This window comes from Sulfitobacter marinus (assembly GCF_900116285.1).
In the GTDB taxonomy this organism is placed as follows: Bacteria; Pseudomonadota; Alphaproteobacteria; order Rhodobacterales; family Rhodobacteraceae; genus Sulfitobacter; species Sulfitobacter marinus.
Window position 1 is genome coordinate 700851 of sequence record NZ_FPAJ01000001.1, and the last position, 25814, is coordinate 726664.

General features: G+C 56.3%; 28 protein-coding genes. 10 read left to right on the forward strand and 18 right to left on the reverse strand.

The window, feature by feature from the left end:
* Positions 1–60: 60 nt before the first annotated feature.
* Complete coding sequence (locus tag BM347_RS03420; protein ID WP_093914983.1) at positions 61–846, reverse strand: enoyl-CoA hydratase; 786 nt, start codon at positions 844–846, stop codon at positions 61–63.
* Between the two features lie 57 nt (positions 847–903).
* On the opposite strand from BM347_RS03420, the gene BM347_RS03425 reads away from it, so the two are divergent.
* Positions 904–1323 (forward strand): PaaI family thioesterase, encoded by a 420-nt coding sequence (locus BM347_RS03425; protein WP_093914984.1) that lies wholly within the window; start codon positions 904–906, stop codon positions 1321–1323.
* 87 nt (positions 1324–1410) lie between these two features.
* On the opposite strand, the gene BM347_RS03430 is transcribed toward BM347_RS03425, so the two are convergent.
* The gene (locus BM347_RS03430; protein ID WP_093915404.1) at positions 1411–1641 is read right to left on the reverse strand and encodes a DUF1127 domain-containing protein; all 231 of its coding nucleotides are present in this window, start codon (positions 1639–1641) and stop codon (positions 1411–1413) included.
* Between the two features lie 98 nt (positions 1642–1739).
* Here BM347_RS03430 and BM347_RS03435 point away from each other — a divergent pair, with 98 nt between their 5' ends.
* From BM347_RS03435 to BM347_RS03450, 4 genes are all read left to right on the forward strand, one after another.
* Entirely contained in the window at positions 1740–3155 is a 1416-nt protein-coding gene (locus BM347_RS03435; RefSeq protein ID WP_093915405.1) for an aminotransferase-like domain-containing protein, read from the forward strand.
* 162 nt (positions 3156–3317) lie between these two features.
* On the forward strand, positions 3318–3779 hold the full coding sequence (gene rplM, locus BM347_RS03440) for a 50S ribosomal protein L13 (protein ID WP_093915406.1): 462 nt from the start codon (positions 3318–3320) through the stop codon (positions 3777–3779).
* Positions 3780–3781: 2 nt separating this feature from the next.
* Positions 3782–4282 carry a 30S ribosomal protein S9 gene (gene rpsI, locus BM347_RS03445; RefSeq protein ID WP_093914985.1) on the forward strand — a complete coding sequence of 167 codons (501 nt, stop codon included), beginning with the start codon at positions 3782–3784 and terminating at the stop codon, positions 4280–4282.
* A 179-nt stretch (positions 4283–4461) separates the two neighbouring features.
* On the forward strand, positions 4462–5463 hold the full coding sequence (locus tag BM347_RS03450) for an LLM class flavin-dependent oxidoreductase (protein ID WP_093914986.1): 1002 nt from the start codon (positions 4462–4464) through the stop codon (positions 5461–5463).
* Between the two features lie 10 nt (positions 5464–5473).
* Here the strand turns inward: BM347_RS03450 and BM347_RS03455 are convergent, their stop codons facing one another.
* From BM347_RS03455 to guaA, 7 genes are all read right to left on the reverse strand, one after another.
* Positions 5474–6091 carry a TetR/AcrR family transcriptional regulator gene (locus BM347_RS03455; RefSeq protein ID WP_093914987.1) on the reverse strand — a complete coding sequence of 206 codons (618 nt, stop codon included), beginning with the start codon at positions 6089–6091 and terminating at the stop codon, positions 5474–5476.
* Positions 6084–6953, reverse strand: coding sequence for a polyphosphate kinase 2 (gene ppk2, locus BM347_RS03460; RefSeq protein ID WP_093914988.1), 870 nt, complete (start codon positions 6951–6953; stop codon positions 6084–6086). The genes BM347_RS03455 and ppk2 overlap by 8 nt, the downstream gene beginning before the upstream one ends.
* Positions 6954–7002: 49 nt before the next feature.
* Positions 7003–7962, reverse strand: a complete 960-nt coding sequence (locus tag BM347_RS03465) for an alpha/beta fold hydrolase (protein WP_093914989.1) — start codon at positions 7960–7962, stop codon at positions 7003–7005.
* A gap of 3 nt (positions 7963–7965) precedes the next feature.
* Positions 7966–8883 (reverse strand): homoserine O-acetyltransferase MetA, encoded by a 918-nt coding sequence (gene metA, locus BM347_RS03470; RefSeq protein ID WP_093914990.1) that lies wholly within the window; start codon positions 8881–8883, stop codon positions 7966–7968.
* A 77-nt stretch (positions 8884–8960) separates the two neighbouring features.
* Positions 8961–9815, reverse strand: a complete 855-nt coding sequence (locus BM347_RS03475; RefSeq protein WP_093914991.1) for an ATPase — start codon at positions 9813–9815, stop codon at positions 8961–8963.
* 109 nt (positions 9816–9924) lie between these two features.
* Positions 9925–10758, reverse strand: coding sequence for a DMT family transporter (locus BM347_RS03480; RefSeq protein WP_093914992.1), 834 nt, complete (start codon positions 10756–10758; stop codon positions 9925–9927).
* A gap of 88 nt (positions 10759–10846) precedes the next feature.
* The gene (guaA, locus tag BM347_RS03485; protein ID WP_093914993.1) at positions 10847–12409 is read right to left on the reverse strand and encodes a glutamine-hydrolyzing GMP synthase; all 1563 of its coding nucleotides are present in this window, start codon (positions 12407–12409) and stop codon (positions 10847–10849) included.
* 199 nt (positions 12410–12608) lie between these two features.
* Between guaA and BM347_RS03490 the strand changes: the two genes are divergently transcribed.
* Positions 12609–14147, forward strand: coding sequence for a trimethylamine methyltransferase family protein (locus BM347_RS03490; RefSeq protein ID WP_093914994.1), 1539 nt, complete (start codon positions 12609–12611; stop codon positions 14145–14147).
* On the opposite strand, the gene BM347_RS03495 is transcribed toward BM347_RS03490, so the two are convergent.
* Positions 14140–14436: a DUF6477 family protein gene (locus BM347_RS03495; protein ID WP_093914995.1), complete on the reverse strand. Its 297-nt coding sequence runs from the start codon at positions 14434–14436 to the stop codon at positions 14140–14142. The genes BM347_RS03490 and BM347_RS03495 overlap by 8 nt on opposite strands.
* Before the next feature lie 247 nt (positions 14437–14683).
* Here BM347_RS03495 and BM347_RS03500 point away from each other — a divergent pair, with 247 nt between their 5' ends.
* Positions 14684–15793, forward strand: a complete 1110-nt coding sequence (locus BM347_RS03500) for a DUF6456 domain-containing protein (RefSeq protein ID WP_093914996.1) — start codon at positions 14684–14686, stop codon at positions 15791–15793.
* Between the two features lie 59 nt (positions 15794–15852).
* Here the strand turns inward: BM347_RS03500 and BM347_RS03505 are convergent, their stop codons facing one another.
* Positions 15853–17493, reverse strand: coding sequence for an NAD(P)-binding domain-containing protein (locus BM347_RS03505; RefSeq protein WP_093914997.1), 1641 nt, complete (start codon positions 17491–17493; stop codon positions 15853–15855).
* Between the two features lie 232 nt (positions 17494–17725).
* Here BM347_RS03505 and lipA point away from each other — a divergent pair, with 232 nt between their 5' ends.
* A complete protein-coding gene (gene lipA, locus BM347_RS03510; RefSeq protein ID WP_093914998.1) occupies positions 17726–18679 on the forward strand; it encodes a lipoyl synthase in 954 nt (317 codons plus the stop codon).
* 1 nt (position 18680) lies between these two features.
* Here lipA and BM347_RS17525 read toward each other — a convergent pair whose 3' ends face one another.
* Positions 18681–18857 carry a hypothetical protein gene (locus BM347_RS17525; RefSeq protein ID WP_175498449.1) on the reverse strand — a complete coding sequence of 59 codons (177 nt, stop codon included), beginning with the start codon at positions 18855–18857 and terminating at the stop codon, positions 18681–18683.
* The gene (hpt, locus tag BM347_RS03515) at positions 18854–19390 is read right to left on the reverse strand and encodes a hypoxanthine phosphoribosyltransferase (RefSeq protein ID WP_093914999.1); all 537 of its coding nucleotides are present in this window, start codon (positions 19388–19390) and stop codon (positions 18854–18856) included. Before hpt ends, BM347_RS17525 begins: the two co-directional genes overlap by 4 nt.
* A gap of 67 nt (positions 19391–19457) precedes the next feature.
* Between hpt and BM347_RS03520 the strand changes: the two genes are divergently transcribed.
* Positions 19458–19913 (forward strand): type II toxin-antitoxin system RatA family toxin, encoded by a 456-nt coding sequence (locus BM347_RS03520; RefSeq protein WP_093915000.1) that lies wholly within the window; start codon positions 19458–19460, stop codon positions 19911–19913.
* A gap of 65 nt (positions 19914–19978) precedes the next feature.
* Here BM347_RS03520 and BM347_RS03525 read toward each other — a convergent pair whose 3' ends face one another.
* On the reverse strand, positions 19979–20770 hold the full coding sequence (locus tag BM347_RS03525; RefSeq protein ID WP_093915001.1) for a phosphodiesterase: 792 nt from the start codon (positions 20768–20770) through the stop codon (positions 19979–19981).
* Positions 20771–20949: 179 nt separating this feature from the next.
* On the opposite strand from BM347_RS03525, the gene BM347_RS03530 reads away from it, so the two are divergent.
* Positions 20950–22209 carry a Hint domain-containing protein gene (locus BM347_RS03530; protein WP_093915002.1) on the forward strand — a complete coding sequence of 420 codons (1260 nt, stop codon included), beginning with the start codon at positions 20950–20952 and terminating at the stop codon, positions 22207–22209.
* 118 nt (positions 22210–22327) lie between these two features.
* On the opposite strand, the gene BM347_RS03535 is transcribed toward BM347_RS03530, so the two are convergent.
* The 4 genes from BM347_RS03535 to BM347_RS03550 form a co-directional block, all read right to left on the reverse strand.
* Positions 22328–23509, reverse strand: coding sequence for an ammonium transporter (locus BM347_RS03535; protein WP_093915003.1), 1182 nt, complete (start codon positions 23507–23509; stop codon positions 22328–22330).
* 156 nt (positions 23510–23665) lie between these two features.
* Complete coding sequence (locus tag BM347_RS03540; RefSeq protein WP_093915004.1) at positions 23666–24142, reverse strand: CinA family protein; 477 nt, start codon at positions 24140–24142, stop codon at positions 23666–23668.
* Positions 24129–24620 carry a phosphatidylglycerophosphatase A family protein gene (locus tag BM347_RS03545; protein WP_093915005.1) on the reverse strand — a complete coding sequence of 164 codons (492 nt, stop codon included), beginning with the start codon at positions 24618–24620 and terminating at the stop codon, positions 24129–24131. Before BM347_RS03545 ends, BM347_RS03540 begins: the two co-directional genes overlap by 14 nt.
* Complete coding sequence (locus BM347_RS03550) at positions 24617–25759, reverse strand: bifunctional 2-C-methyl-D-erythritol 4-phosphate cytidylyltransferase/2-C-methyl-D-erythritol 2,4-cyclodiphosphate synthase (RefSeq protein ID WP_093915006.1); 1143 nt, start codon at positions 25757–25759, stop codon at positions 24617–24619. The genes BM347_RS03545 and BM347_RS03550 overlap by 4 nt, the downstream gene beginning before the upstream one ends.
* Positions 25760–25814 lie beyond the last annotated feature (55 nt).

Here is a 25814-nt window from a genome sequence, read left to right on the forward strand (position 1 = left end):
GCAGGGGCGGTATCTATGCAATAGAGCCCCGCCAAAACCTAAACGTGGCCAAAGCTGCGGTTACTGTTCCCAGTTTGGATCACGCTTTTCCAAAAACGCGCTGATCCCTTCCTCGGTATCGCGGTGCAGCATGTTCTCGACCATAACATCGCCCGTGTAAGCATAGGCTTGATCCGTGGATATTTGCAGTTGGGCGTAAAACGCCTCTTTGCCGATTTTGACAGCGACGCCCAGTTTGGCCGCGACCTGGTCAGCCAGCGCTTGTGTTTCCATGGCCAACTCATGTTCGGGCACGACGCGGTTAACCAACCCCAGCTCTTGGGCATGGGAAGCGTCGATGAAGTCGCCGGTGGTAAGCATCTCAAACGCTTGTTTGCGCGGGATATTACGGCTCAGCGCGACCATGGGGGTCGAGCAAAACAAACCGATGTTGACGCCATTGACGCCAAAACGCGTACCCTCGGCGGCGACGGCCATATCGCAGGTCGCAACCAATTGGCATCCGGCGGCCGTGGCGATCTCGTGAACCTGAGCGATCACCGGCTGCGGCATAGATTGAATGCGCGCCATCACGCGGCTGCACCGCTCGAACAGATCCTTGAACGCCGCCGCACCTCCATCCTCGGACTGACGCATGGCTGTCATCTGCTTGAGGTCATGGCCTGCGCAAAACGCTTTGCCACGCCCGGCAAGGGTAACGACCCGTATCGAAGGTGTATCGGCGATCTTGTCCAATGTGGTTTGCAACGCTGCCAGCATTTCATCCGAGAGGGCATTCAACCGCTCGGGCGCGTTCATGGTTAACCTTGCTACCGCACCGTCACTTTCAACTTCGAGAATTGTCATCTTGCCCTCCGGATCAATTTGCCAGAGCGTATCCCCGACATAAGAAGGAAGACAAGTATGCCGATTATGATGGATGCCGACGCGCTCGCCGTTTTTATGAAAAACGTGTTTAAACAAGTCGCTGATGATTTTGCCATTGACCATGTGGGAGAGACCGACCTGACCACGCGGCTGTTGGTCAGCGACCGCCATCTGCGCCCCGGTGGCACGGTGTCAGGCCCGTCGATTTTCGCGCTGGCCGATGTCAGCGCCTATCTGATGACACTTGCGCGGATTGGGCCAAAGGCGTTGGCGGTGACGACAAACTGTTCGATTGATTTCATGCGCAAACCCGAGGCCGGCGTCGATCTGATCGCCAAAACGCGGCTGCTCAAGCTGGGTAAACTACTGTCGGTTTGTGATGTTTTGGTGTTTTCCGATGGGATGGAGCAACCCGTGGCGCGGGCATCGCTAACCTATGCCATTCCGCCAAAATAAATGTATCAAAGCACGTTCGGTACAATCGAAAAAAGGGCCGGTATTTACCGGCCCAAGTGAAGAGGTCTGGCAAGCGCCACAGGGACGTTACGCTTTCCAGAACACCCGAATAGACTCGTCATGAGCCTGTTTGGGTGTCAGTCCCACGTCATTCAGCTGCCATGGCTCTAGCTGTTTCAAAGCCTGGCGTGTGCGGCGACGTGATGCCATTGTCGTGACGCAGACCGCAAATTTTACCGCAATAACAGCTAGAATTGGCGTTCCGCGCTGGTTCAGGATGGCCACGTTTTCAGTGGAAAGGGTAAGGGTCTGTGTCATGAGTATCTCCTTAATCTCTAATTGTATTGACACAATATTGAATGTACCGTAATAAAGTGGTACAAAAACTGATACGCTTTGAAAAGGAAAACATTGTAATGGGTACAATTTGGCAGCCCTCGCTGGATCACGGGCAGGGACCTAAGTACAAAGCTGTCATTGCAGCCATTCGGGGCGGTATTGAAACAGGCGCGCTGAAAGAGGGGGACAAACTGCCCCCGGTGCGGGATCTGGCCTGGACCTTACAAATCACTCCGGGCACCGTGGCGCGCGCCTATACGATGCTGACCGAAAGCGGCACATTGCTGGCTGAGGTCGGGCGTGGGACTTTTGTTGCATCAAAGGCGCCGACACCCGAACCAGAAGGCCCCATTGAAATTGATGTGATCGCCCACCAGTCGCAAAAGCTGGATGACCACTATAACGTTAATATGTTTTCGCCGCATCTACCGTCACGCGGGCAGGCATCGCTGATCCGCAAGCTGTTGGCAGAAGTCGCGCAAGAACCGCCCTCGGGCATCATGCATTATCCCAGCCGTATCGGTGCGCAACCGGCCCGCGAAGCAGTGGTGCGATGGTTAACCGGCACACCGATGGGTGCCTTTGGTCAAAGTGATATCGTCCTGTCACACGGGGGGCAGCATGCGCTATTGCTGGCGTTTCAGGCAATCTTGCACGGGCGCAGGCCTGCGATTTTGATCGAAGAGCTGTCCTATCCCGGCTTTCGCCGCGCTGCCGAACTGCTGCGCGCCGATGTGATCCCGCTTGCGATGGACGCCGATGGTGTGATCCCCGAGGCGATGGAAGAGGCCGCGAAAAATCACGATGCGCAGATCTTTTGCACATCGCCAGAGGTTCACAACCCGACCGGCGGCTTTACCCCCGTCGCACGGCGCAATGAGTTGGTACGGGTCGCGCGGAAATATGATATTCAGATCGTCGAAGATGATTGTTACCGGATGCGGGTCGAACGCGCACCGACCTACCGCATGCTGGCACCAGAACGCGGTTGGTATATCTCGTCGCTGGCAAAAATCCTGACCCCGGCCTTGCGGATCGGTTTTGCCATCGCCCCCGAAGGACGCACCCCCGATCTGCGCCGCGTGGCGGAATACAATTGCTTTGGCCTTGCTACGCCGTTGATTGACCTCTGCGCCAAGCTGCTGACCCACCCCCAAATCGACACCTTGGCGGAAAACACGCGCCAAGGCTTTAACGTCTATGTACAAAGCGCTGTGAACATTCTGGGCGGCTATGACGTAAGCTGGCGGGCTAACGTGCCCTATCTTTGGCTGCGCTTACCGCACGGCTGGCGGGCAGGGGCGTTTTGCCAGGCAGCAGAAGCCCAAGGTGTGCAGATCCGGTCCGCCGAGGAATTCGTCAGCCGTGACGCCCGCGCACCCCATGCGGTGCGTATGGCCGTGAATGCGGGTGTTTCGCTCGAAAGTTATGAAGCGGCGATTTTGCGGCTGCGTCAGCTTCTGGACAACCCGCCAGAGCAGTTGAGCGTGTGATTTTATGGGGTATTATTATACCTAATTTTCAAGACATTGTTTTTGAACGATTATTTCGGAAAAGCGGCGCTTGACGCGACATGGGGCGTGTTTATAACCCAGCCATCAGATAGCGGGGTTCGCGTTTCGGGCCCCTTCACCAAATTAACGGGAATTCCCTCAATGAAAACCTTTTCTGCAACACCGGCAGATATCGACAAGAAATGGATCATTGTCGACGCTGAAGGCGTCGTCCTTGGCCGTCTTGCATCGATCATCGCCATGCGTTTGCGCGGCAAGCACAAAGCATCCTACACACCTCACATGGATTGCGGCGACAACGTCATCGTTATCAATGCCGAGAAAATCCAGATGACCGGCAAGAAGCGCGAAGAAAACTTCTATTGGCACACTGGCCACCCCGGTGGGATCAAAGAACGTACTAAGGCACAGATCCTTGAGGGTGCACACCCCGAGCGCGTCGTGACATTGGCCGTAAAGCGTATGTTGCCTGGCAACCGCCTGAGCCGCCAAATCATGACAAACCTGCGCGTTTATGCGGGTTCCGAACACCCCCACGAGGCGCAAAGCCCCGAGGTTCTGGATGTGAAATCCATGAACCCTAAAAACACGCGGAGTGCATAAGCATGGCTGATGAAATCAAAACACTCGAAGGCCTCGAAGCGGCTGTAACCGAGAACATCGGCGCTGTTCAAGGCACCGAAGTTGAAATGACCCCACGCGAGCCCGTTCGTGACGCGCTTGGCCGTTCCTATGCAACCGGAAAGCGTAAAGATGCGGTTGCCCGCGTCTGGATCAAGCCCGGTTCCGGCAAGGTCATCGTAAACGGTAAGGCGCAAAACGAATATTTTGCACGCCCCGTTTTGCAGATGATCTTGGCACAGCCTTTCACAATTACAGGCACTGACGGTCAGTTTGACGTTGTTGCAACTGTTAAAGGTGGCGGTCTGTCCGGTCAGGCCGGCGCGGTTAAGCACGGTGTTTCCAAAGCGCTGCAGCTTTATGATCCCTCCTTGCGCGGCGCGCTGAAAGCGGCAGGCTTCCTGACCCGTGACAGCCGTGTTGTTGAACGTAAGAAATACGGTAAGGCCAAAGCGCGTAAGAGCTTCCAGTTCTCCAAGCGCTAAGTTTTATCTACAAGACATTTGGAAAAGGCCGCTCCTGTCCGGGGCGGCCTTTTTCGTGTGGTGCTTGGGGCGGACCGGCCCTTCGGGGAGAGTTTATTTGGCAAAATGAAACGGGCGGGGTGGTTTTGTTTTGACCCTTGCGTGCTTAGATTGACGTTAAGGTTAAAGGAGACATCCCCATGCGTTACTCTGTTCTGGATCTTTCGCCCGTCCCGGAAGGGTCGGATGCGCGCCAAGCCATTGCAAACACTATTGATTTGGCAAAGCGGGCCGAGGCGGTAGGGTATCACCGCTACTGGATGGCAGAGCATCATAACATGCCGGGGATTGCGTCAGCTGCGACGTCGGTTTTAATCGGCCATGTGGCAGATCATACTTCAACGATCCGGGTTGGCGCGGGTGGGATTATGTTGCCCAACCACGCGCCCTTGGCCATTGCAGAGCAGTTTGGCACCTTGGCGACAATCCATGGCGACCGGATCGATTTGGGCTTGGGCCGCGCGCCCGGGGGTGATCAGGCCGTGTATCATGCGCTGCGGCGTGGAATGCAGGGCGGTGACCGGTTCCCCGATGATGTGGCAGAGTTGATAGGGTATCTTGACGACGCGCAGCCCAATGTGCCGGTCAAGGCGCATCCGGGCCAAGGCACCCATGTGCCAATCTGGATTTTGGGATCATCGCTGTATGGCGCGCAATTGGCGGCGCATTTCGGGTTGCCCTATGCGTTTGCCTCGCATTTTGCGCCGGATGCGTTGGAGGATGCGATTGCGATTTACCGACGTGATTTCAAACCCTCGGCGCAATGGGCCAAGCCACATTTTATGTTGGCCGCAAATGTGTTTGCTGCAGATACCGATGAACAGGGGGCATATTTGCGCACCTCAATGCAGCAAGCCTTTGTCAGGTTGCGGACGGGAAGACCCGGCAAGCTGCCGCGCCCTGTCTATGATATTGACGCCGAAGTTGGCACGCAGATGCGGCGCGCTGTCGATCAGGCGTTACGGGTCACTGCCGTCGGCAGCCCAGATAGCGTGCGCAGCCAGCTTGCGGCGCTGATTGAACGCTATCAACCCGATGAAATGATCCTGACGGGGCAAATCCACGATCATGCGGCGCGGGTCAAATCCTTTGAGATCGCGGCGGAAGTGTTGTCAGACCTGACGGGGCAGGTGGCTGCTTGATAAGTCGCGCTTACGTGTCGGGATCGACCAAGCCCAGCCCGCGCAGGTAAATGCCAACGCCGCTTTCCAGCAACTCATCGGCTGGAAAGGGCGATGCCCGCCCGGGGCTGTTGCGCGCGAAAAGTTCGACCACTCCGTGGCTGAACGCCCAGACATGGGCCGAGAACATTGACGCAGGGGGCCGCTTTTCAACCGGAATATGCTGGCTAAGATCGCTTGCAGCTTGCTCAAGAACGTTGTTGGCCCGATTGGCTGCGGCGGCAAGTTCGGGCGTGCGATTGACGGAAATGCCGCTTTCGAACATCGCAATGTAATGGCCGGGGTTGGCCCGGGCAAAGGCCAGATAGGCGCGGCTGGTTGCCTCGAACGCCTTGAGCGCGGAGGGTTGTCCGGAATTATACGCGGTCTCCATCAGCTCTGCGAAAATCACATAGCCTTGCAGCGCCCCTTCGGCGATCAGGTCTTCGCGCCCCTCGAAATGGCGGTACACGGCGGCGGGGGTTACACCCGCTTGTTTGGCCGCCTCTGAAAGGGTGAATCCCGTGGGACCGCGCAGCTCGATCAGCTCGAGTGCTGCGTCGATCAGCGCCTGGCGTAGATTGCCGTGATGATACCCTTGCTTAGGCATCCCAGATATCCGGACCGCCGCAAATCTGATCGTCAATCGTGCCGATGGCGCGGACGTCTTTATAGGCATAATCAAACGCATGTAGCACAGTACGGATCGCCTGCAATCGGGCGCGGCGTTTGTCATCGGACCGGATGACCGTCCAGGGCGTGATGTCGTTGTGGCTGCGCGCCAGTGTGTCGCTGATTGCGGCGCTATAGACATCCCATTTGGCCAGGCCTTTGACGTCGATCATGCTGAGCTTCCACTGCTTGAGCGGATCACGTTCGCGCGCCAGCATGCGGCGCAGCTGTTCGGCGCGGCCAACGTTCAGCCAGAACTTGAACAGATGAATACCGTCATCCACGATCATCTGCTCAAACGGCACGACCTGAGAGAAAAAATGTTCGCGCTGCGCATCGGTGCAAAAGCCAAACACCGGCTCAACCACGCCACGGTTATACCATGACCGGTCAAAGAAGGCCGAATTGCCAGCGGTCGGTAAGTGCTGGATATAACGTTGGAAATACCATTGACCCATTTCGGTTTCGGTGGGTTTGGGCAGGGCGACGATATGCGCCTCGCGCGGGTTCAGGTTTTCGCGGAAACGCTCAATGGTGCCGCCCTTGCCAGCGGTATCGCGCCCCTCGAACACCATGGCGATCCGGGTCCCAGTGTCGCGCGCCCATGATTGCAATTTGACCAGTTCGATCTGCAGACGTGCCATTTCCTTGTCATAGCTTTTGCGGCCCATCCGTTCGGAATGCGGATAGCTGTCGCCCAAAATATCGTCCTTTTCCGCGCGCTTGATCTCTTTGCGGATTGAATCGGGGGCTTCATTTTCGAAATAGGCGCTGATTGCCCCGTCAAATGGCAGGTCCATGGCGGCCTCCTGAGTGGTGTTGTTATCTTGTTATGAAGCGTTCCGGCCCCTAGCGCAAACCCGCACGCGCGGTTGCGCGGTCAATCGCGTCAAAAACCGCGCGGCGTTCAACATGTTGGGGCATATGACCGATGCCGGGCAGGGTGGTCAGATGGGCGTTGGGCAGTTGCGTCATCAAAACCTTGGCGTGGATATCCATCGGCACAATCGTATCTGCGGTGCCGTGGATCACCTCAACCGGCATGGTCAGGCTGCTGTAGCGTGGGACCATTTCCTTGATATGGGGTAAAAGCGAATTCACCTGTTGGGAATTGGCCCGCATCGAAACGCGGCGCAGGGCAAGGTCGGGGCCGATATGACTGATATACCCCGCCGGGCTGGGCTGAGGCGCAAAGATACTGTCGATGCTGTGCTGCACCAGTTTTTCAGGCCAAAATCCCATGATGACAGGGATCAACAAACCACTGCCAAGGGTCGATCCGGTCAGCTGATATTGCCAGCCAAGGCTGCCGGGCCATTCCTCGGACACGGCAGAGACAAGAACGAGCGCGCTGGTCTGATCGGGCCGTGCCAAACCCCATGCCAAAGCGACCGCCCCACCGTAAGAATGACCTAGAACGATCGGCTTATGAACGCCCAGTTGATCGGCTGCCTGTTGCAACAGCGCCGCTTGATCGGCAGGTGATGCGGCGCGCTTGTTCCACGCACCGGCGTGCTGCGGCAAAACGTCGGTCCAGCCAAGGCCGGGACGGTCGAACAGGATCACGCGGTAACGGGTGGCCAGTTCATCAACCATGTCAAAGGTGAAATCGCGCATATTGCCCGATGCGCCGTGGATCAGCACCAGATCCGGCCCGCTGCCACGGACCAGCGCGTGCACCTTTGTGCCGCCAACATCCAGCAGTTCACCAATAGGGGGATATTGTGCATTCGCTGCGGCCTCGCGACGGTAAGCGCGCCATTGGACAAGGGCCGTTAGCCCCACAATCAGCAGGACAGTTGTCAGCATAGGTTAAGTGCCAATTTTTGTGATATCAAAATGCGTCGACTGGTAAATTTCGTTGATCCAGTTGCCATACAGCAGATGAGCATGGCTGCGCCACCGGTTCAGCGGCACCTGTGCGGGGTCGTCATTGGGATAATAATTACCCGGCACATTGATCGGCACGCCCGCTTCGACATCGCGGTCATATTCGTCTTTCAGCGTGTCGCGGTCGTATTCAAAGTGGTTAAAGATATAGAGCGCGCGGTGCGCCGCATCTTCGACCAGACAGGGGCCAACCTCGGAACTGCCCAACAGAATGTTCAGACCCGGCACGGCCTCTACTTCCGCCGCGCGCATTTCGGTCCACCGGCTGACAGGCACCACGCAATCATCTGAAAAACCACGTAAATAGGGCGAGGACGGCATCAGGTTTGTATGTCTGAAACAGCCAAAGGCCTTGTGATCCAGCATGTGCTTTTTCACACCGTGGAAATGGTTAATCATCGCCATGCCGCCCCAGCAAACGCCAAAGGTCGAATGCACGTTGGTTTGGGTCCAATCCATCACGCGGGTCAATTCATCCCAATAGGTGACGTCCTCGAAATCCATATGCTCGATCGGCGCGCCTGTGATGATCAAACCATCGAATTTCTCGTCCCAGACTTCGGACACAGGGCGGTAAAAGCTTTCCATATGCTCGGCGGCCGTGTTGCGCGACTGGTGGTCTGACATGCGCAGCAGACTTAATTCAATCTGCAAGGGCGTCGCCCCGATCAGGCGGGCAAACTGGTTTTCCGTCTGGATCTTTTTTGGCATCAGGTTCAGCAAGGCGATGCGCAGCGGGCGGATGTCCTGCTTGGCCGCCTGACCTTCATCAAGCACCATAACGCCTTCGTGTGTGAGCACATCATAGGCGGGCAGGTCAGAAGGGAGCTTGATCGGCATAGGTGAAGTCCAACTTGAAACAAACGGCTAGAAAAGGGTGATCAGTAGATAGAGCGCGCGGGCGTCACTGCCAAGGGTCAGCCGTCGATTGCGTTGGCGATGAGGTCGACAAAATCGTCTTCACAGGTCAATGCGGCCACTTGATCGGCGGTCACGGTCACACCCCAACGGGCCATCGCCTCATAGCGGGGCTGACGGTGGGCAAGCGCTTGGGCATAGGTCCAACGCACAAAGGCATCAGGATCAACTTCGTCCTCTTCACAATTGTTTTCGCTCAGATATTCATCCCAAACCCGTGCCAAAAATTCGGGCTGATAGGCCATCGGCTTGGGGGCCTTATCAAAGCGGCGTATCAATTCCTGCGTATGCGCCTCATCGCCTTTGATCCAGACCAGCAGGCATTCCTTGGCCAGCGCCGTCATCAGCGGATCGTGATCATCGTTTGGGTCTGCCCATTCGCAAATTGATCCGCCAGTGTCGCAGATGAAATGTGGGTAATCATACAATGCTTGCGCTCGCTCGGCAAAATGCGCGGTGTCCATCAGCGCCGATAGCTCTGCTTGTTTGAACGCTTCCTGGCGTTTTGCGTATTCCGCCATCGGCAAACCACCCTTGGCCGGATCGCCCGGCTTGCCCAGCCATGTGGCGACGGGGCTTAGGTTATCAAAGGTGATGTTCGACCCGATATAAATGCTGTCGCTTAGCAGAAGATCGCGCAGAAACGGTACTTTCATCGCTTCGGCTTTGGCGTTATCGGCAATGGTTTCGCCCAGATAACGGGTGCCAATGCGGTAATCGATGGAATAGTGAAACCAGTTGCCATTGCCGCGCAACAGATGGGCGAGGTGGGTTTTCCCAAGGCCCGACATGGCAAACAACAGCACCTTTTTGCGCGGTGCCGCACGCCATGCATCAGCAGAAGGGTAAAGCATCGGTATCGTCCTTGGACCAAACGGTTTTGCATTAACTATCAAATGGCTTGCAGATAAACTAGCCACCCGTGCTGTCGCAGCCAAAATTGAACACTATGGCCCAATGTCGCTAGGCCTGCTTGTGGGTTTCAAACCAGATATTGATATAATTTCCTGCAAATATGATGGCAGCCCCGACAAAGACCCAAACATCCAACGCTTCGGCATAAACCAGCATACCGATGATCGCGATGACGGGCAGGCGGATGAAATCGATCGGCACGACCACCGTGGCGGGGGCGATGGACAAGGCAGTCGTCAGACAATAATGTGCCACCAGCCCGGCGATCCCGATCACCAGCAAAAGCAATCCGTGCTGCCCGGCTGGCAGGGCAATATCCCCATCATATCCCGCCATAACTAATCCAAAAAACAACTGCGTCACGGTCAGGTAAAACAGGATCGTGGTGATGGTCTGCGTGCGCGTCAAACGTTTCGTCAGCATGATCGTCAGGGCAAAGAAGATCGCCGAGGATGCCGCCGTCACAACACCCGCATTGATCCCTGCAACCGTGGGCCGGGCCACAATCAAAATCCCGACAAAACCCATGATCGCCGCCAAGGCCCTGATCTTGGTAAGCTTTTCACCTAAAATCAGCGGAGACAGTACGATCACCCATAAGGGCGACGTAAATTCCAACGCGAAAACCTGTGCCAGCGGAATCATCGTCACCGCATAAAACCACAGGTTTTGCCCGGTGAAATGCGCCAGATTGCGCCCGATCTGAAGCCCCAAATCACGGGTGTTGATCTGCCGCCACGCACCGGTGGCAAATGCAAGTGTCATAACGACCAGAACACCAACCGCTGATCGGTACATCATAATCTCGAAGGTATCGTAAACCCCCGAAAGCTCGCGACCCGCGACAGCCATCGCGGAAAATGAACTGATCGACCCGACCATCCAAAACGCTGCCGTAAGGGTCGGGCTCACAACACTATTTCCAAATGGGCTAAAATCCTCGCCGAAGGCAAAGAATCTCTTTTGACCTTTATTCCCATTCAATCGTGCCAGGGGGTTTGGATGTGATGTCATAGGTGACGCGGTTTATGCCCGGCACCTCGTTGATGATACGTGTCGCGGTCTCGCCCAGAAACTCATGCGTAAACGGATAATAATCCGCTGTCATACCATCGACAGACGTAACTGCGCGCAAGGCGCAGGCGAAATCATAGGTTCGACCATCGCCCATCACGCCAACCGTGCGCACGGGCAGGATCGCGACAAACGCCTGCCAGATTTCATCATACAAGCCATGCTTACGGATCTGATCTATATAGACCGCGTCCGCCTCGCGCAGGATCGCCAGCTTTTCGCGGGTAATCTCGCCGGGGCACCGAATGGCCAGGCCGGGGCCGGGAAAGGGATGGCGCCCGATGAAGCTGGGGGGCAGACCCAGTTCACGGCCCAAAGCTCGGACCTCGTCCTTGAACAGCTCGCGCAGGGGTTCGACCAGCTTCAGCCCCATTTTTTCGGGCAAACCGCCGACATTGTGATGCGATTTGATGGTGACCGACGGCCCGCCGGAAAAGGACACAGATTCGATCACATCAGGGTATAGCGTCCCTTGAGCCAAAAACTTGGCATCGCCCACGGCTGTCGCATGTTTCTGGAACACATCAATAAACAGCTTGCCGATAATCTTGCGCTTGGTTTCAGGGTCGGAAACCCCATCCAATTCGCCCAAGAACAGCTCTTGTTCGTCGGCATGGATCAGCGGCATGTTGTAATTGTCGCGGAACATGGTCACGACTTCTTCGGCTTCGCCTTTGCGCAACAGACCGTGGTCAACAAAAACGCAAGTGAGTTGGTCGCCGATGGCCTCGTGGATCAAGACGGCGGCAACCGACGAATCAACCCCGCCGGACAGGCCGCAAATCACCTTGGCGTCACCCACTTGTTCGCGGATCGCGGCGATGGCTTCCTCGCGGTAGGCGCGCATGGTCCAGTCGCCCTTGAAGCCGGCCAGCTTAACGAAGTTTTCGTACAGCCGCGCGCCATTTGGCGTGTGATGGACCTCTGGGTGGAACTGCACCGCATAAAAGTTGCGCGACACATCGCCGGTAACGGCAAATGGCGCGTTGGGCGAGGTACCGTAGACTTCAAAGCCGGGGGCAATGGCGCTGACATGGTCGCCGTGGCTCATCCAGACCTGTTCTTTTTCGGTAAGGAACCAGCCTTCCAGCAATTCAAGTCGCTCTGGGGTGGGGGTCACAAACGCACGGCCAAACTCTGCCGTGCCGTGACCGCGTTCCACCTTGCCGCCCAGACAATGCATCATCACCTGCTGGCCATAGCAGATGCCCAAGATCGGAACGCCCAGTTCGAACACCGACTGCGGTGGCATTGGTGCCCCTTCGGCAAAGACCGACGACGGCCCGCCAGATAGGATCACCGCCTTGGGATTAAACTCCCTGAGGAAGGCGTCATCCACCGTATTGAACGGATGAATTTCACAAAACACATTAAGTTCACGCAACCGGCGGGCGATCAGCTGGGTGACCTGGCTGCCGAAGTCGATGATGAGAAGGCGGTCATGGGAGATATCTGTCATGCAGACTGATTATGGGCGGATGGCCCGCGTGGCAAGAGAGGACTGGGGGCCAGCCCCCAGACCCCCGGGATATTTTTGAGCCAGAGAAGGGATGAACGTCGGACAATGTCGGTTTTTGACGCCTAAAGCCGTTATCTGCGTGAAGCGGTGCCTGAGAATAAGGTAGCTAGGCCGCAGATTTGGCGAAAAGGAAAATATCATGGCGGAATCAGCAAGACGTGGGCGCGGCGGCGGTGGAGCAGCACGGCGGGCAGCGCGTTCGGCCGTATCCTTTGAAACTGCAAAATATATAGAGCGCAATATTCCGAACTTTGAGATATTGAATGACGAAGCGCTTGAGATCATCGAACGCAACGCCGACATCGTTCTTGAAGAGATTGGCGTGAATTTTCCAGACAACCCCGAAGCGTTGGAGCTTTGGCGTGCTGCTGGGGCAAATGTTACCGGGGATCGCGTGCGTATTCCGCGTGGTTTGGCCCGCGAATTGTGCAAGACGGCCCCGTCTGAATACACGCAACATGCCCGCAACCCGGATCGTAATGTCGTGATTGGCGGGCGAAATCTGGTGTTGGCACCGGTTTACGGCCCCCCCTTTGTGCGGGATGCGGAGGGCGGACGGCGTTATGCCACGATGGATGATTTCAACAAGTTCGTGAAGCTAGGCTATATGTCGAAATGGCTGCACCATTCGGGTGGCACCGTTTGCGAGCCGACGGATGTGCCTGTGAACAAGCGCCATCTGGACATGCTGCACGCGCATATGACGTTGAGCGACAAGCCGTTTATGGGATCCGTGACCGAACCGAGCCGCGCGCAGGATTCGGTGGACATGTGCAAAATCCTGTTTGGTGCTGATTTTGTACAGCAAAACACGGTGATGACATCGCTGATCAACATTAACTCGCCGATGACATTTGACGATGTAATGATGGGCGCGCTCAAGGTTTTTGCCGAAAACAATCAGGCCGCGGTCATTTCACCCTTTATCGTGGGCGGCGCCATGGCACCGGTATCGGTAGCCGGGACATTGACGCAGGTTCTGGCCGAGGTGATGGCAGGTATCGCCTATAGCCAGCTGATCCGAAAAGGCGCACCGGTGATTTTCGGGGCATTTGTTACATCAATTGATATGAATTCCGGCGCGCCAACCTTTGGTACGCCCGAGGCTGCGCATATTACCTATGGTGCGGGGCAATTGGCGCGGCGGATGAAACTGCCTTTTCGGTCTGCCGGATCGTTCTGCGGGTCGAAACTGCCTGATGCGCAGGCCGCCTATGAGACCGCGAACAGCCTGAATATGGGCCTGCTGTCGGGGGTGAACTTTATGCTCCACGCCTGCGGGTGGCTTGAGGGGGGCTTGGTCAGCTCCTTTGAAAAGTTCGTCATGGACGCCGATCAGCTGGGGACCTTGCACCATCTGGCCCGCGGCATTGAGATGGACGAGAACGCCCAGGCGCTGGATGCGATCCGTGAGGTTGGGCCGGGTGGGCATTATCTGGGCTGCGCCCACACGCAGGCGAATTTCAAGCAGGCATTCTGGAAATCCGATCTGTTGGATTACAAACCGTTTGAAACCTGGTCCGACGAGGGGGCACGCGATACCCAAACCTTGGCAACGGCGCGGGTTGAGAAGCTGTTGGGCGACTATGTTCAGCCCCCGATGGACCCCGCCATTCGCGAGGCGCTCGATGCATTTGTGGCAGAGCGCAAAGCGGCAGAGCCAGACAGCTTTATGTGATCTGGTCAGGGCCGCTGCGCAGCATGCGGGCCTCGCCGATGATCGCAATGACAACCTCGACATGGCGGACCAGGCAATAGCTTGCGTCCGCCATTTTTCGTTGGTCGTTCAACTCTGCCTCCATCTCGATCAAATGCATTAACGCGGGCCCGTGGCGGGGCGGGGTACCGGCCCCCAGCAAGCGGCATAAATGGCCCGTGCGCCGGTACTTGTCTGCACCAATACGCGCGGCCCGCATCAAGAGAGCCGGGCGGTGTAAGTTGTTCAGTCGGGAAATAATATCTTGCACGTTTTCATATCCTTAAAGGGTTGAACGGCCCCGCATCTGTCGCAAGGGGAACCTCGAGCTTTCCACGATTTTTTGATCCGTTGCGTCGCCTTTAGGCGCTCCGCACGGACCGGTTACGGCTGTTTACGAATTAGAAACAATGATGGGTGGGACGGTCGAATTTTAACAATCACGTAACCAGTCAATCCGTAGGTTGTGTGGATAAAGCTGGGGATAAATTGGCCATTATTGGAAGAGGACATTTACTATGACAGGGCTATTAAACACACACACCCCGCCATTTTCTGCGGGATCGAGAATTCCGGGCTGGGTGCCAACAGAGGCGCGGCATTACCTTTCACATGTGGAACTGGGACGGCCGATCCGGGCGCTCGCGCGCTCTGCTGACTGCCATGCCTCAACCATCTTACGTCAGATCAGAAAACTCGAGACGCGGCGCGATGATCCGCTGATTGACGATGCTTTGGAAACTCTGGGCCGCGCCAGTCGCCGCGAGAAGCCCGCAGATATCGAAAGGCCCACGATGACCCAGCCCAATGACCCGAATATGCCAGATGACGAAACGCTGACCTGCGAAGCCCGCCGCATTTTACGCCGTTTGTGCGAAACCGGTGCCGTTTTGGCCGTGGCGGCGGAAATGGAAAAGGCCGTTGTTGTGCGCGACGGCGCAGGGGGAACAAGCACCAGAACTGCCGTGGTCGACCGGCCCATTGCGCAGGCCATGGCCCTGAAAGGATGGATCGCGACGAATACCAACGGGCGGATCACACGCTATTTCATTACGGCCGCGGGGCGCACGGCGCTTGAACAGATGTTGCAGCAGGACAAACCCCGCACGCCCCAAGGTTTCGCCGATGCGCAAGCTGAGTTCACCCCCCGGCAAGACACCGACGAAGCGCCGCGCATCTCGCGCAGGGCACGGTATAGTTTGGCCGAGAGCCCCTTGGCCGCCCTTGCGCGGCGCCGGGACAAAGATGGGACAAATTTCCTGTCCGACCGGTTGGTGCAGGCTGGTGAGCGGCTCAGAGAGGATTTCGAGCTGGCCCAGATGGGCGAGAAGACAACCCAGAACTGGGACCGTTTCCTGACCCCCGGTGGCGATGCACCTACCGGTGGTTTTAGCGGCAGCGCTCCGTCAGCCGCACGGGCACGCGTGGCGTCGGCGCTGGCTGATCTGGGGCCGGGGCTATCGGATATCGTATTGCGTTGCTGTTGCTATCTGGAAGGGCTGGAAACCACCGAAAGGCGGCTTGGCTGGTCGGCGCGGTCCGGCAAAATCGTGCTGCGCATCGCCTTGATGCGGCTGCGCACGCATTACGATGAAACGCTGGGGCCTGAAAGCGCGATGATCGGGTGACCTGAAACGGAAACGGCGGGGGCAGAGGCGGCGCGGCATATTATCGCCGCGCCGTTTCTCTATTCAGCGGCAGCCTGTTGCTGTCCTTTGGCGATCCCCACACGGGCCAGAAATGCGTCAAGCTGCCGGCGCGCAACATCGGCAGGGTCAACCGTGCCCCCTGCATCAGCAAAGGTCATCTGCAAGACGGTGCCCTGATCGCCATCGCGGGTTTCGCGGGGGCGCCAATCTGCGTCAAGATGGTCCGCCATGTGCATTTCATCCACGACTTGGCCATCGTGAATTAGACGGATGACGGGGTGAATGAACGCATCCGGCTCTTTGCCAAAGACATTGTTCTGGCGTTTCACATGAAGGGCGTCTGCACCGAAATCCCCATATTCCAGAGTGATTTGCAAGAACCGGCCAGTGGTAAACGGCGCATTTTGTGCCCAGGATACCGGCACATCGTGATAGGTTTTTCCCGCCTCATCTCCATCCAGAAAAACCAGATCGGCCATGAAACCGGGCTGGAGGAAAATCCCCGAAGCGGTGCTGATCCGGTGAATGATGCTGTCGCCGAGAGCCGTCGCGGTCAGCGGTGTGTGGCTGGTGGGGTAGTCGGTGCCCCGAACCCGCGCCACGATCAAATCAGCCAGGCTTTTGACGTTGTGCCGGAAGCCGTGAATGAACCCCGACATGGTTTTCTTGTAGTCGCAGGATTGCATGATCGTCCCGGCAAAGAACAGCCCTTTGACATTTTCGCTTTCCCATTCGCCAGTCATGACCGGAAACTTATCGAAATGACGCAGGGCAGGCTGAATGTCGGGGGCAAAAATGGAATTGTCGAACTGGAACCCGGTGCAGGCGATGACGTGGTCATAGGTCAGCACGATCTCATGCCCCTCGGCCGCCGTCATTGCGGCGCGCACGGTGTAGACGTCACCGTCTTTGGTGATCTCAAGCGCCTTGGCATCGATTACCGCGTTCTGGGATTTCAATTGATAGGTATCAAGAAAGTTATTGTTCACTGCCCGCAAGTTGCCCACGAAATGGGTCTGCCACGCGAATTTGATCGGGTTGGGACTCATTACGTGGATGCTGGCGGCGTGTTCGACCAGCGAATCCGCAGTCTCAAACGCGGAGTTGCCCTTGCCTAGGATCAGCACCCGCTTGTTTTCGTAAAGCGCGGGGTCAGTCTTGAACTCGGTGTAATTCGCCGCCAGTTCAAAGCCCTTGATGCCCGGATCCCAGGCCTGACTGACACCGGTGGCAACGATCACATTAGCCGCACGGTGGGTGGCCCCGTCCGCGCAGGTGATCAAAAACCCGGTATCGGATTTTTCGATTCTCTGAACATCGGAATTGCAGATGATGTGATCGGCCAGCGGCTTGGCGAAGGTTTCGGCATAGCTGATAAAGTCATCGGCACTGGGGAAATACTTGCGGCTCCAGTCCTTGAACAAAACCCCCTCGTCATTCAGCAGCGAATTCCAGTCGTGGCGCAGGCGGGTTTCGGGGTTGTTTAACCCGGTGTGGACCTTGTTGATCGAAATAAATGTGCGGTGGCGCGGAAAATTACGCAAAAACGCGCTGATCTTGTCCGACCGTTCCAGAATGGTAAATGACAGCCCCTTTTTGGCAAAATAATAGGCAGCCTGCAGCCCGGCAGGGCCGGACCCGATAATGCAGACGTCTTGGATATCGGTCGGTTGAGACATAAAATTTCCCTCTTTACTGTGACAATTAAACTTTCAGACAGTCATAGGGTCTATAGCCTGTTTGGCGAAGGAAAAACATGTGCGGATGCTGGCGATCCTCGCGTGTCCCCTGCGGGTGCGTAACCGTTTGGAAACATGTTCACCTACGAAAACCCGCCATGCGTCTGGTGCCCCTTTCCTGTAGGGCACGAACCGACTACATTGCCAACGAACCGCCATACGGAGCCTGATCATGCGCGACCTTAAGATTCCCGAACAGCGCCACCCCGAGAAAGCCAAACGCCCCGACAATCCGCAGCCGAAAAAGCCAAGCTGGATTCGCGTGAAAGCCCCCGGCGGTCAGGGCTATGCCGATACGGCCAAGATCATGCGCGAAAACAAACTGGTGACGGTGTGCGAGGAGGCGGGTTGCCCTAATGTTGGTGAATGCTGGTCACAGGGCCACGCCACCATGATGATCATGGGCGAGGTCTGTACCCGCGCATGTACCTTCTGCAACATTGCAACCGGTAAACCGCCCGAGGCATTGGATGTGTTTGAACCGGGCCGCGTCGCCGCCGCCGTGGCCAAGCTGGGCCTAAACCACGTTGTCATCACATCCGTAGACCGTGACGATATTGACGACGGCGGGGCCGAACATTTCGCCCAAACCATCCGCGCTATTCGCAAACGGTCACCCGATACAACGATCGAAATTCTGACACCTGATTTCATCCGCTGTGATCCGTCCGTGCTTGAAACCGTGGTCGAAGCGCGGCCCGACGTGTTTAACCACAATCTTGAAACCGTACCGGGCCTTTATCCCGAAGTCCGCCCCGGCGCGCGCTATTTCCACAGCTTGCGTCTGTTGCAGCGGGTCAAAGAGCTTGACCCGTCGATGTTCACCAAATCCGGGATCATGGTCGGCTTGGGCGAAGATCGCCAATCGGTTATTCAGGTTATGGAAGACATGCGCGCCGCCGACATCGATTTCCTGACCATCGGACAATATCTGCAACCCACGCCCAAACATCACCGCGTGGATCGTTTCGTGCATCCTGATGAATTTGCATCCTATGAAAAGGCGGCATTCGGCAAGGGGTTCTTGATGGTATCAGCGACACCGCTGACCCGGTCCAGCTATCACGCGGGCGACGATTTTGCCCGTCTGCGGGCGGCCCGTCTGGCGAAACTATCCGCGCGTTAGGTTAAAATCCGCGGCCGATACGGGTCGCGGTTAACCATTCAGGCCAATAGCCTGCGTATTCCAGACCAAAGATGATCGCCGCGACCAGAATGATCGCAAAGACAAACTTGACCCGCCCGGGCGACGGCGGGTTTTGCGCCCAGCGTTTCATACGCATAAACCAGACGGGGCTCATCATGTGAAACGCACCTTGCCAATAAAGGGCAGATTGCGGTCGCTTTGGGCGAAGTCAATGCCATAGCCCACAACAAATTCATCCGGTATTTCAAAGCCGATCCAGTCAGCTTTCATGTCCACCTCGCGACGGCTGGGTTTATCCAGCAGCGCAATGGTTTTCAGACGCGCCGGTTCACGCGACATCAGCAGGTTGCGCACGTGGTGAAGCGTATGTCCGGTATCGACGATATCCTCGACAACAAGCACGTCGCGCCCTTCGATTGCACCGCGTAAGTCTTTGAGAATACGAACTTCTCGGCTGCTTTCCATACCGTCACCATAGCTGGACGCCTCAAGGAAGTCGACCTCGATCGGCAGGTCCAGTTCGCGCACAAGATCGGCTATGAATACGAACGACCCGCGCAGCAAACCGACCACGAACAGCTTCTCTGTACCCTCGAACTCAGCTTGAATTTCGCCGCACAAACTCTCGATCCGCGCCGCAATCGATTTGGCCGAAATCATTTGATCGATAACATAAGGACGCGCTGGCATGGGTTTAACCTTGAAAAAGGGGTATTTAAGATTTCATAAGGGCTAACTTCTAGACAGATGGAAATCAATGCCTACCCATTCAGAGACCCGCGAACTGCCCTACACCGCGCAACAGATGTACGATCTGGTGGCCGATGTGGCATCCTATCCCGGTTTTTTGCCGTGGACCGCCGCCGCGCGCATCAAAAGCCGCGACGACAAAGGCGATCACGAGGTAATGGATGCTGATCTGGTGATTAGTTTCAAAGTATTCCGCGAGCGGTTCACCAGCCGCGTTGTGCTGTGGCCCGAGGCGAAAAAGATCGACACCGAATACCTGGACGGGCCGTTCAAGTTCATGAAATCCAACTGGCATTTCGAGGACGCGGGGCAGGGCACCTGCAAGGTGCATTTCTTTGTCGACTTCGAGTTCAAGAACCTTGTGCTGCAAAAGATCATCGGCGTGGTGTTTAATGAGGCCATGCAACGCGTGGTGCGGGCTTTTGAGAAACGCGCGGCCGATTTGTATGGGCCGTCGGCTTAGGGGAAAAGAGGTAGCTGCAAGGGGGGAGGATGGATGTCGCGGCAACGGCAGCAATCGGTCCAAACTTACTTGAGATAGATGCCTTCTTCAAACCGGCAGAATTGCTCATATTGAAGGTTCACACCCAAGTCCGAAATCGTGATGACACCGATATTTGGGGCCTCTTCACTTGGCGTAAAAGTATCCCAATTCCATTGTGGTCGCGGAGCTGGGGCTTGATATAGGATTGAGCGCATCGTCGAAAACGGCACACCGCGTATCGTGCCCGAAATGGGACGGTGAACATGCCCGATGAACAAGTACTTCACACAGTCATATTTCGAAACCAACTCCAGAAAAACATCGCCATCAGCCAAACCGTCGGTGTCCTGCATCGGCAAACCAACAGCCATGGGTGGATGGTGCATGAAAATATAGACTGGTTTGCCTACATTATTTTCCAATAGGTTACGAAGCCAATCCAGACGCTCTTCGCATAGCTCGCCAGCGTCTGATCCGACCTTTAATGTATCTAAACACACAATCAATCCGCTGGGCGTAGAAACCGAAAATTGAATGAATTCTTTCATACAAGCATCAGGTAACGATAGGTTTTTCCTGAACAGCTTACGATCATCATGGTTCCCCACCATTGGCAGTAGGGGAACGTCAAGCTTTTCAAGCAGCTTGGATATTGCCTCGTAATTTTCCTGTGTCGCTTGGTTGACCATATCCCCAGAAATCACGCAAAAACTGGCGTCAGAATGATTGCCGTTGATGTGATCCAAGGCGTTTTCCAGCCGAACGCGGGGATCGTGGCCCAATATGTCATCTTCATCTGAAAAATGAGGGTCAGACATCCAAATTGTTTTCAGCATGCGCGCCACCTTTTGATCTGTCGTTTTGTCAGGTTATAGCAACCGACGACCGACAGGAAGGTCCAGGAAGCAGAGCCGCAGTTCAGAAAGGCTCTCCGACATCTCCACCAAAACCCGCCTAACAAAGGCCTTTGACCTTCAGTAGTGCAAGCTGAAAAAAGTGTATTGGCACCTCATTTATGGTTCTGACCTTTGACTTAGCTATCTTTCAGCCTCACGGCTTCAAGCGTGGCTATTGTGAAAACAAAAACGATAGAAACGCTTCTTTAACTGACCGCTGTTACCCATTCACAAGGCCGGAATTTAGCCGAATAGAATACGATCAGAAGAGCGCCCCAGAATTTGGAGCCTACACGCCAATGCCCACCATCTATCTCTGGCAAATCAGTGATATAACGTCGTCCGGTCCTGATGTGTTTTCCAACACGATGGACGGTAATGATGGCGCGGTTGGCGTTTCCACATTCTCTATCAACGGTGGTTCTACCAAACACGCGATTGACGTGGTCGACAATGACGCAAACCTGGAAAACGACGATGCGACCTCGCAGGATATTGCAAGTGCTGTCAGTTTTGACGGTGCCTCGTTTTCTCCGGGCGATAACATTCAGGTCGAATATAGCTATATCGTACGTGTCGTAGGATCGAGCGATCCCGCAGACAACATTACGGCCTATGGTATCCGGATGGATAACACGCTCCACGGTGTTGCCACTGACGCGCCGCTTGTGCCGGGGCTAAGCTACGATGTTCTGTCCATCGTTAGCAATTCGCCCACGGTGCCTTATTCCGAAATGGTGGTTTGCTTTACGGCAGGCACCTTGATCCTGACAGATCAGGGGGAAACCCCCATCGAAAACCTTACGGTGGGAAGCATGGTCAAAACGCTGCACCATGGGGTCCAACCGATCCGATGGATCCGAAAGCGCCGCATATTCCCCGAAGACTTAAGCTTGAACCCGAACTTGCGCCCCATCAAAATTTCGAAAGGTGCATTGGATAATGAGGGCGTTCCCGCCTGTGACCTGATCGTTTCACCACAACACAGGATCCTTATATCCTCCAAGATTGCAGATCGCATGTTTCACGATAGCGATATGCTGATACCGGCGAAAAAACTGCTGCCGTTACCGGGCGTCGAAATTGTCGATGATGATGCGCATGTCGAGTATTGGCATTTCATCTGTGACGATCACCAAGTTGTTTTTGCGAATGGCACGCCAACCGAAACGCTTTTTCTCGGGGCAGAGGCGCTCAAGGCATTGCCAGATACGACTCGCGCGGAAATCTCTCTTATGTTCCCCGAGTTCGGTCTTGATAGGCAACCCAAGCCAGCGGCGCCGCTTGCCAAGGGACTTAGAAGCAAAATGCTTGTCCAAAGGCACCTTAAGAATAGAAAACCTATCTTGTCAGATGCTTTTACCCGGCTTTCTAGATAGCGCGCCGACATGATGCTGGTTTTCAGCTTTGCCCGGATACCATCCGTTTCGTCATGACTTTTGGAGTAATGGCGCGACAAAAGGGGCCCGCACCAAGGCGGTGCAGGCCCTTAAACGCTTAGCTTGTTAGCTCGTAGGCGCGTTCGCCGTGCACGGCCAGATCTAGGCCGGTGATCTCGTCCTCTTCCGAGACGCGCAGGGGCGTGATCGCTTTGCAGATGAACAGCAGCGCCACGGTTACAACTGTGGTGTAGATGCCTACAATCGCCAGTGACCCGAGCTGCGCGGCCCATGTACCGGCACCAAAGGCGGCGATCATGATCGTACCGAAAATACCGCCCACACCGTGTACGGCAAAGACGTCCAGCGTGTCGTCGATTTTGGCTTTGTTGCGGATCAGCACAACGGCCTCTTGGCACAGCACACCAGCCACGGCACCGATGATCAATGCCTCCCACGGGCCGACGAAACCGGATGCAGGGGTGATCGAGGCCAGACCGGCGATGGTGCCGGTGACGATGCCAACCATCGATGATTTGCCGAACTTGATACGCTCCCACAATGCCCAAGACAGCGATGCCGTCGCGGCCGAGATATGGGTGACAGTGATCGCCATGGCGGCACCACCGTCAGCGGCCAGTTGCGAACCGCCGTTAAAGCCGAACCAACCGACCCACAGCATCGCCGCACCGATCATGACAAAGCCGGGGTTGTGCGGGGGCGTGTTGTGGTTTTTGCGTGCGCCCAGGAAGAACGCGATGATCAGCGCTGCAATACCTGCGGTTTCGTGAACAACGATGCCGCCCGCGAAATCGCGCACGCCCACGTCACCAAAGATACCGCCGTCGGCCAGAAAACCGCCGCCCCAGACCCAGTGCACCACCGGCGCATAGCAGATCAGCATCCACAGGCCTGAAAACAACATGACAAAGCCAAAGCCGATCCGTTCAACATAGGCACCGACGATCAGCGCAGGCGTGATGATGGCGAATGTCATTTGAAACGCGAAAAACAGGATCTCGGGTAGGGTGCCAGACAGGCTGTCGGCTGTAACGCCGCTTAGGCCCGCTTTGTCCAAGCCCCCCCAAAAACCGGAGGTGCCGGAGCCGAAGGCGATGGAATAGCCCACAAAGAACCAAAGCACGCTCATCAAACATGCAATCGCATAACAATGCATAAACACGCTAAGCACGTTACGGCCGCGCACGAGGCCACCGTAGAACAGCGCAAGCCCCGGCAGTGTCATAAACAAAACCAAGGCCGTCGCGGTCATGATCCAGGCTGTATCAGCAGCATTCATTGGTGAAATCCCCCCCATTTATCTAGTTTGGAGGGGACAAAGCGGATGGGCGCCAGTAGCGAAAGTTAAAAACTAGGCAAAGCCGCCATTTAATGATGCGTTTATGTAAATGCCTTAATTATAGGCGGCATATGGTCATGCGTGACTAAATTATAGTCAGTTTGAAACTGCATCCAAAAGAAGCGTCAGCGCATGATCGCGCGCTGCCAAGCGGACGTTGCCGCGCCCCAGGGGGCCGAATTCGACGGTATGGGCCTTGACTTGATCCGCCTTGGCAAGGGCAAAGCACACGCGCCCCTCGGGCTTATGCTCTGATCCGCCAGGGCCTGCGATCCCCGTGATCGACACCGCGATATCCGCCTTTGAATGGGCAAGCGCGCCGCGCGCCATTTCCCGCGCGGCCTGCTCAGAAACAGCACCGAATTGATCCAAGGTTTCCGGCGAAACGCCCAGCAGATCGATTTTTGCGTCATTGGTATATGTCACAAATCCACGATCAAACATTGTAGATGATCCGGCCAAATCGGTTAGGGCCGCCGCGACCATGCCGCCTGTGCAGCTTTCGGCACAGGTGATCATGACGCCGCGTGCGATCGCACGCTCCAGCAATACAGCCGCGTCAGAGAACCCCATGATAAAGTCCCGCCAAGGCAATCACGCAGATCAGCGCAAAGATACCGGCAATCACATCATCCAGCATCACGCCAAGCGCATCCCCGCGCCGGTCGGCCCAACCCACCAGCAGCGGCTTCCAGATGTCGAACAGACGGAACAGTACGAATGCGGCGATCCAGCCCGGCCACATCACAAGGATGTTCAAGCCCATTGACCACGCCGCATAGCTGAGCGGTAAAAGCGCGATCCACTGGCCTGCGACCTCGTCTATCACAATCTCGGACGGGTCGTGGTCATCGCTGCCTTCGGTCATTTTCGAAGTCGCCCACCAACCGGCGGCAAAGGCCACGATGATGCCGATCACCAGCAATGGGAAACCTCCGATGACATGCAACAACCAGCCCCACGGCAGGGCGACCAGCGACCCCCATGTGCCGGGGGCAGGGCGGATATATCCGACGCCCAAAACAGTCGCTATCAGCTTTGCAAGTTTCATAGTTTCACCAATGTTGCTGTGGCCAAACAGGCGATACCTTCGCCCCGACCGGTAAATCCCAGACGTTCCGATGTGGTCGCCTTGACCGACACGCGATCCGCATCGATTCCCAGATACATCGCCATAACGTCGCGCATCGCAGCGGCATGTGGGCCGACCTTGGGATGTTCGCAGATCAACGTGCAATCGACATGGGTCAGGGTAAACCCGTGGGATCGGGCCAGATCGGCGGCATGGGTCAAAAAGACATGGCTGGCAGCGCCCTTCCATTGCGGATCAGAGGGCGGGAAATGCTGGCCGATATCACCCATGGCAAGCGCGCCATAGATCGCATCGGTCACCGTGTGCATGCCAACGTCAGCATCAGAATGGCCCACAAGCCCCTGATTATGATCAATTTTCACGCCACATAGCATCACATGATCGCCGGGACCAAAGGCATGTACGTCAAAGCCGTTGCCGGTGCGAATGTCCATCTGGCTCTCCAATATGCGCGCCGCCCTGGTCAAATCACCGGGCATGGTTATTTTCAGGTTATCGGCGCTGCCGGGGGTGATGGCAACGGGCAATCCGGCGGCGCGGGCCACTTCGACATCATCGGCCGCTGTGCCTTCGAACGCGGCATGGGCGGCGCGAATGGCGGCGGTGTCAAAGCCTTGCGGTGTTTGGGCCGCATAAAGCGCTGTGCGGTCTTGTGTGCCCGCAACCTCGCCATCTTCGCCCAGCCACAGCGCATCGGTAATCGGCAATCCCGGCGCGGCGGCGGGGCCATCGACCAAGGCATCCAGCACGCCATCAATCACGGCACGGGAAACGCAAGGACGGGCCGCGTCATGAATCAGCACCTGATCGGACCCATCGACCAACGCCAGACCATTGCGTACCGACGCGGCGCGGTCGGCACCACCCGTGGCGATCAAACAACCGCTGGCGCGGAACCCGTCGGCCTGATCCATGTCGCTGTCGTTCAGAACAACCACAATAGAGTCTATCCTGTCGTGGTTCAGAAACGCGGCCACCGTGTGGTCGATCACGCGCTTGCCGCACAGCGCCTGCCACTGCTTAGGCACAGTACCACCCACACGCGTGCCACGACCTGCGGCGACGATAATGGCGGCAATTCTTGGCGGTGATGACATCGGCGGCCCCTTGAAGTCTTAACGTGGTTTTAGGCAAAGCAGGACTGCGGTGCAA

Coding starts and splice junctions, on each gene's coding strand:
- BM347_RS03420 (WP_093914983.1), bottom strand. CDS start 846: ATGACAATTCTCGAAGTTGAAAGTGACGGTGCGGTAGCAAGGTTAACC.
- BM347_RS03425 (WP_093914984.1), top strand. CDS start 904: ATGCCGATTATGATGGATGCCGACGCGCTCGCCGTTTTTATGAAAAAC.
- BM347_RS03430 (WP_093915404.1), bottom strand. CDS start 1,641: ATGACACAGACCCTTACCCTTTCCACTGAAAACGTGGCCATCCTGAAC.
- BM347_RS03435 (WP_093915405.1), top strand. CDS start 1,740: ATGGGTACAATTTGGCAGCCCTCGCTGGATCACGGGCAGGGACCTAAG.
- rplM (WP_093915406.1), top strand. CDS start 3,318: ATGAAAACCTTTTCTGCAACACCGGCAGATATCGACAAGAAATGGATC.
- rpsI (WP_093914985.1), top strand. CDS start 3,782: ATGGCTGATGAAATCAAAACACTCGAAGGCCTCGAAGCGGCTGTAACC.
- BM347_RS03450 (WP_093914986.1), top strand. CDS start 4,462: ATGCGTTACTCTGTTCTGGATCTTTCGCCCGTCCCGGAAGGGTCGGAT.
- BM347_RS03455 (WP_093914987.1), bottom strand. CDS start 6,091: ATGCCTAAGCAAGGGTATCATCACGGCAATCTACGCCAGGCGCTGATC.
- ppk2 (WP_093914988.1), bottom strand. CDS start 6,953: ATGGACCTGCCATTTGACGGGGCAATCAGCGCCTATTTCGAAAATGAA.
- BM347_RS03465 (WP_093914989.1), bottom strand. CDS start 7,962: ATGCTGACAACTGTCCTGCTGATTGTGGGGCTAACGGCCCTTGTCCAA.
- metA (WP_093914990.1), bottom strand. CDS start 8,883: ATGCCGATCAAGCTCCCTTCTGACCTGCCCGCCTATGATGTGCTCACA.
- BM347_RS03475 (WP_093914991.1), bottom strand. CDS start 9,815: ATGCTTTACCCTTCTGCTGATGCATGGCGTGCGGCACCGCGCAAAAAG.
- BM347_RS03480 (WP_093914992.1), bottom strand. CDS start 10,758: ATGGTCGGGTCGATCAGTTCATTTTCCGCGATGGCTGTCGCGGGTCGC.
- guaA (WP_093914993.1), bottom strand. CDS start 12,409: ATGACAGATATCTCCCATGACCGCCTTCTCATCATCGACTTCGGCAGC.
- BM347_RS03490 (WP_093914994.1), top strand. CDS start 12,609: ATGGCGGAATCAGCAAGACGTGGGCGCGGCGGCGGTGGAGCAGCACGG.
- BM347_RS03500 (WP_093914996.1), top strand. CDS start 14,684: ATGACAGGGCTATTAAACACACACACCCCGCCATTTTCTGCGGGATCG.
- BM347_RS03505 (WP_093914997.1), bottom strand. CDS start 17,493: ATGTCTCAACCGACCGATATCCAAGACGTCTGCATTATCGGGTCCGGC.
- lipA (WP_093914998.1), top strand. CDS start 17,726: ATGCGCGACCTTAAGATTCCCGAACAGCGCCACCCCGAGAAAGCCAAA.
- BM347_RS17525 (WP_175498449.1), bottom strand. CDS start 18,857: ATGATGAGCCCCGTCTGGTTTATGCGTATGAAACGCTGGGCGCAAAAC.
- hpt (WP_093914999.1), bottom strand. CDS start 19,390: ATGCCAGCGCGTCCTTATGTTATCGATCAAATGATTTCGGCCAAATCG.
- BM347_RS03520 (WP_093915000.1), top strand. CDS start 19,458: ATGCCTACCCATTCAGAGACCCGCGAACTGCCCTACACCGCGCAACAG.
- BM347_RS03525 (WP_093915001.1), bottom strand. CDS start 20,770: ATGCTGAAAACAATTTGGATGTCTGACCCTCATTTTTCAGATGAAGAT.
- BM347_RS03530 (WP_093915002.1), top strand. CDS start 20,950: ATGGTTCTGACCTTTGACTTAGCTATCTTTCAGCCTCACGGCTTCAAG.
- BM347_RS03535 (WP_093915003.1), bottom strand. CDS start 23,509: ATGAATGCTGCTGATACAGCCTGGATCATGACCGCGACGGCCTTGGTT.
- BM347_RS03540 (WP_093915004.1), bottom strand. CDS start 24,142: ATGGGGTTCTCTGACGCGGCTGTATTGCTGGAGCGTGCGATCGCACGC.
- BM347_RS03545 (WP_093915005.1), bottom strand. CDS start 24,620: ATGAAACTTGCAAAGCTGATAGCGACTGTTTTGGGCGTCGGATATATC.
- BM347_RS03550 (WP_093915006.1), bottom strand. CDS start 25,759: ATGTCATCACCGCCAAGAATTGCCGCCATTATCGTCGCCGCAGGTCGT.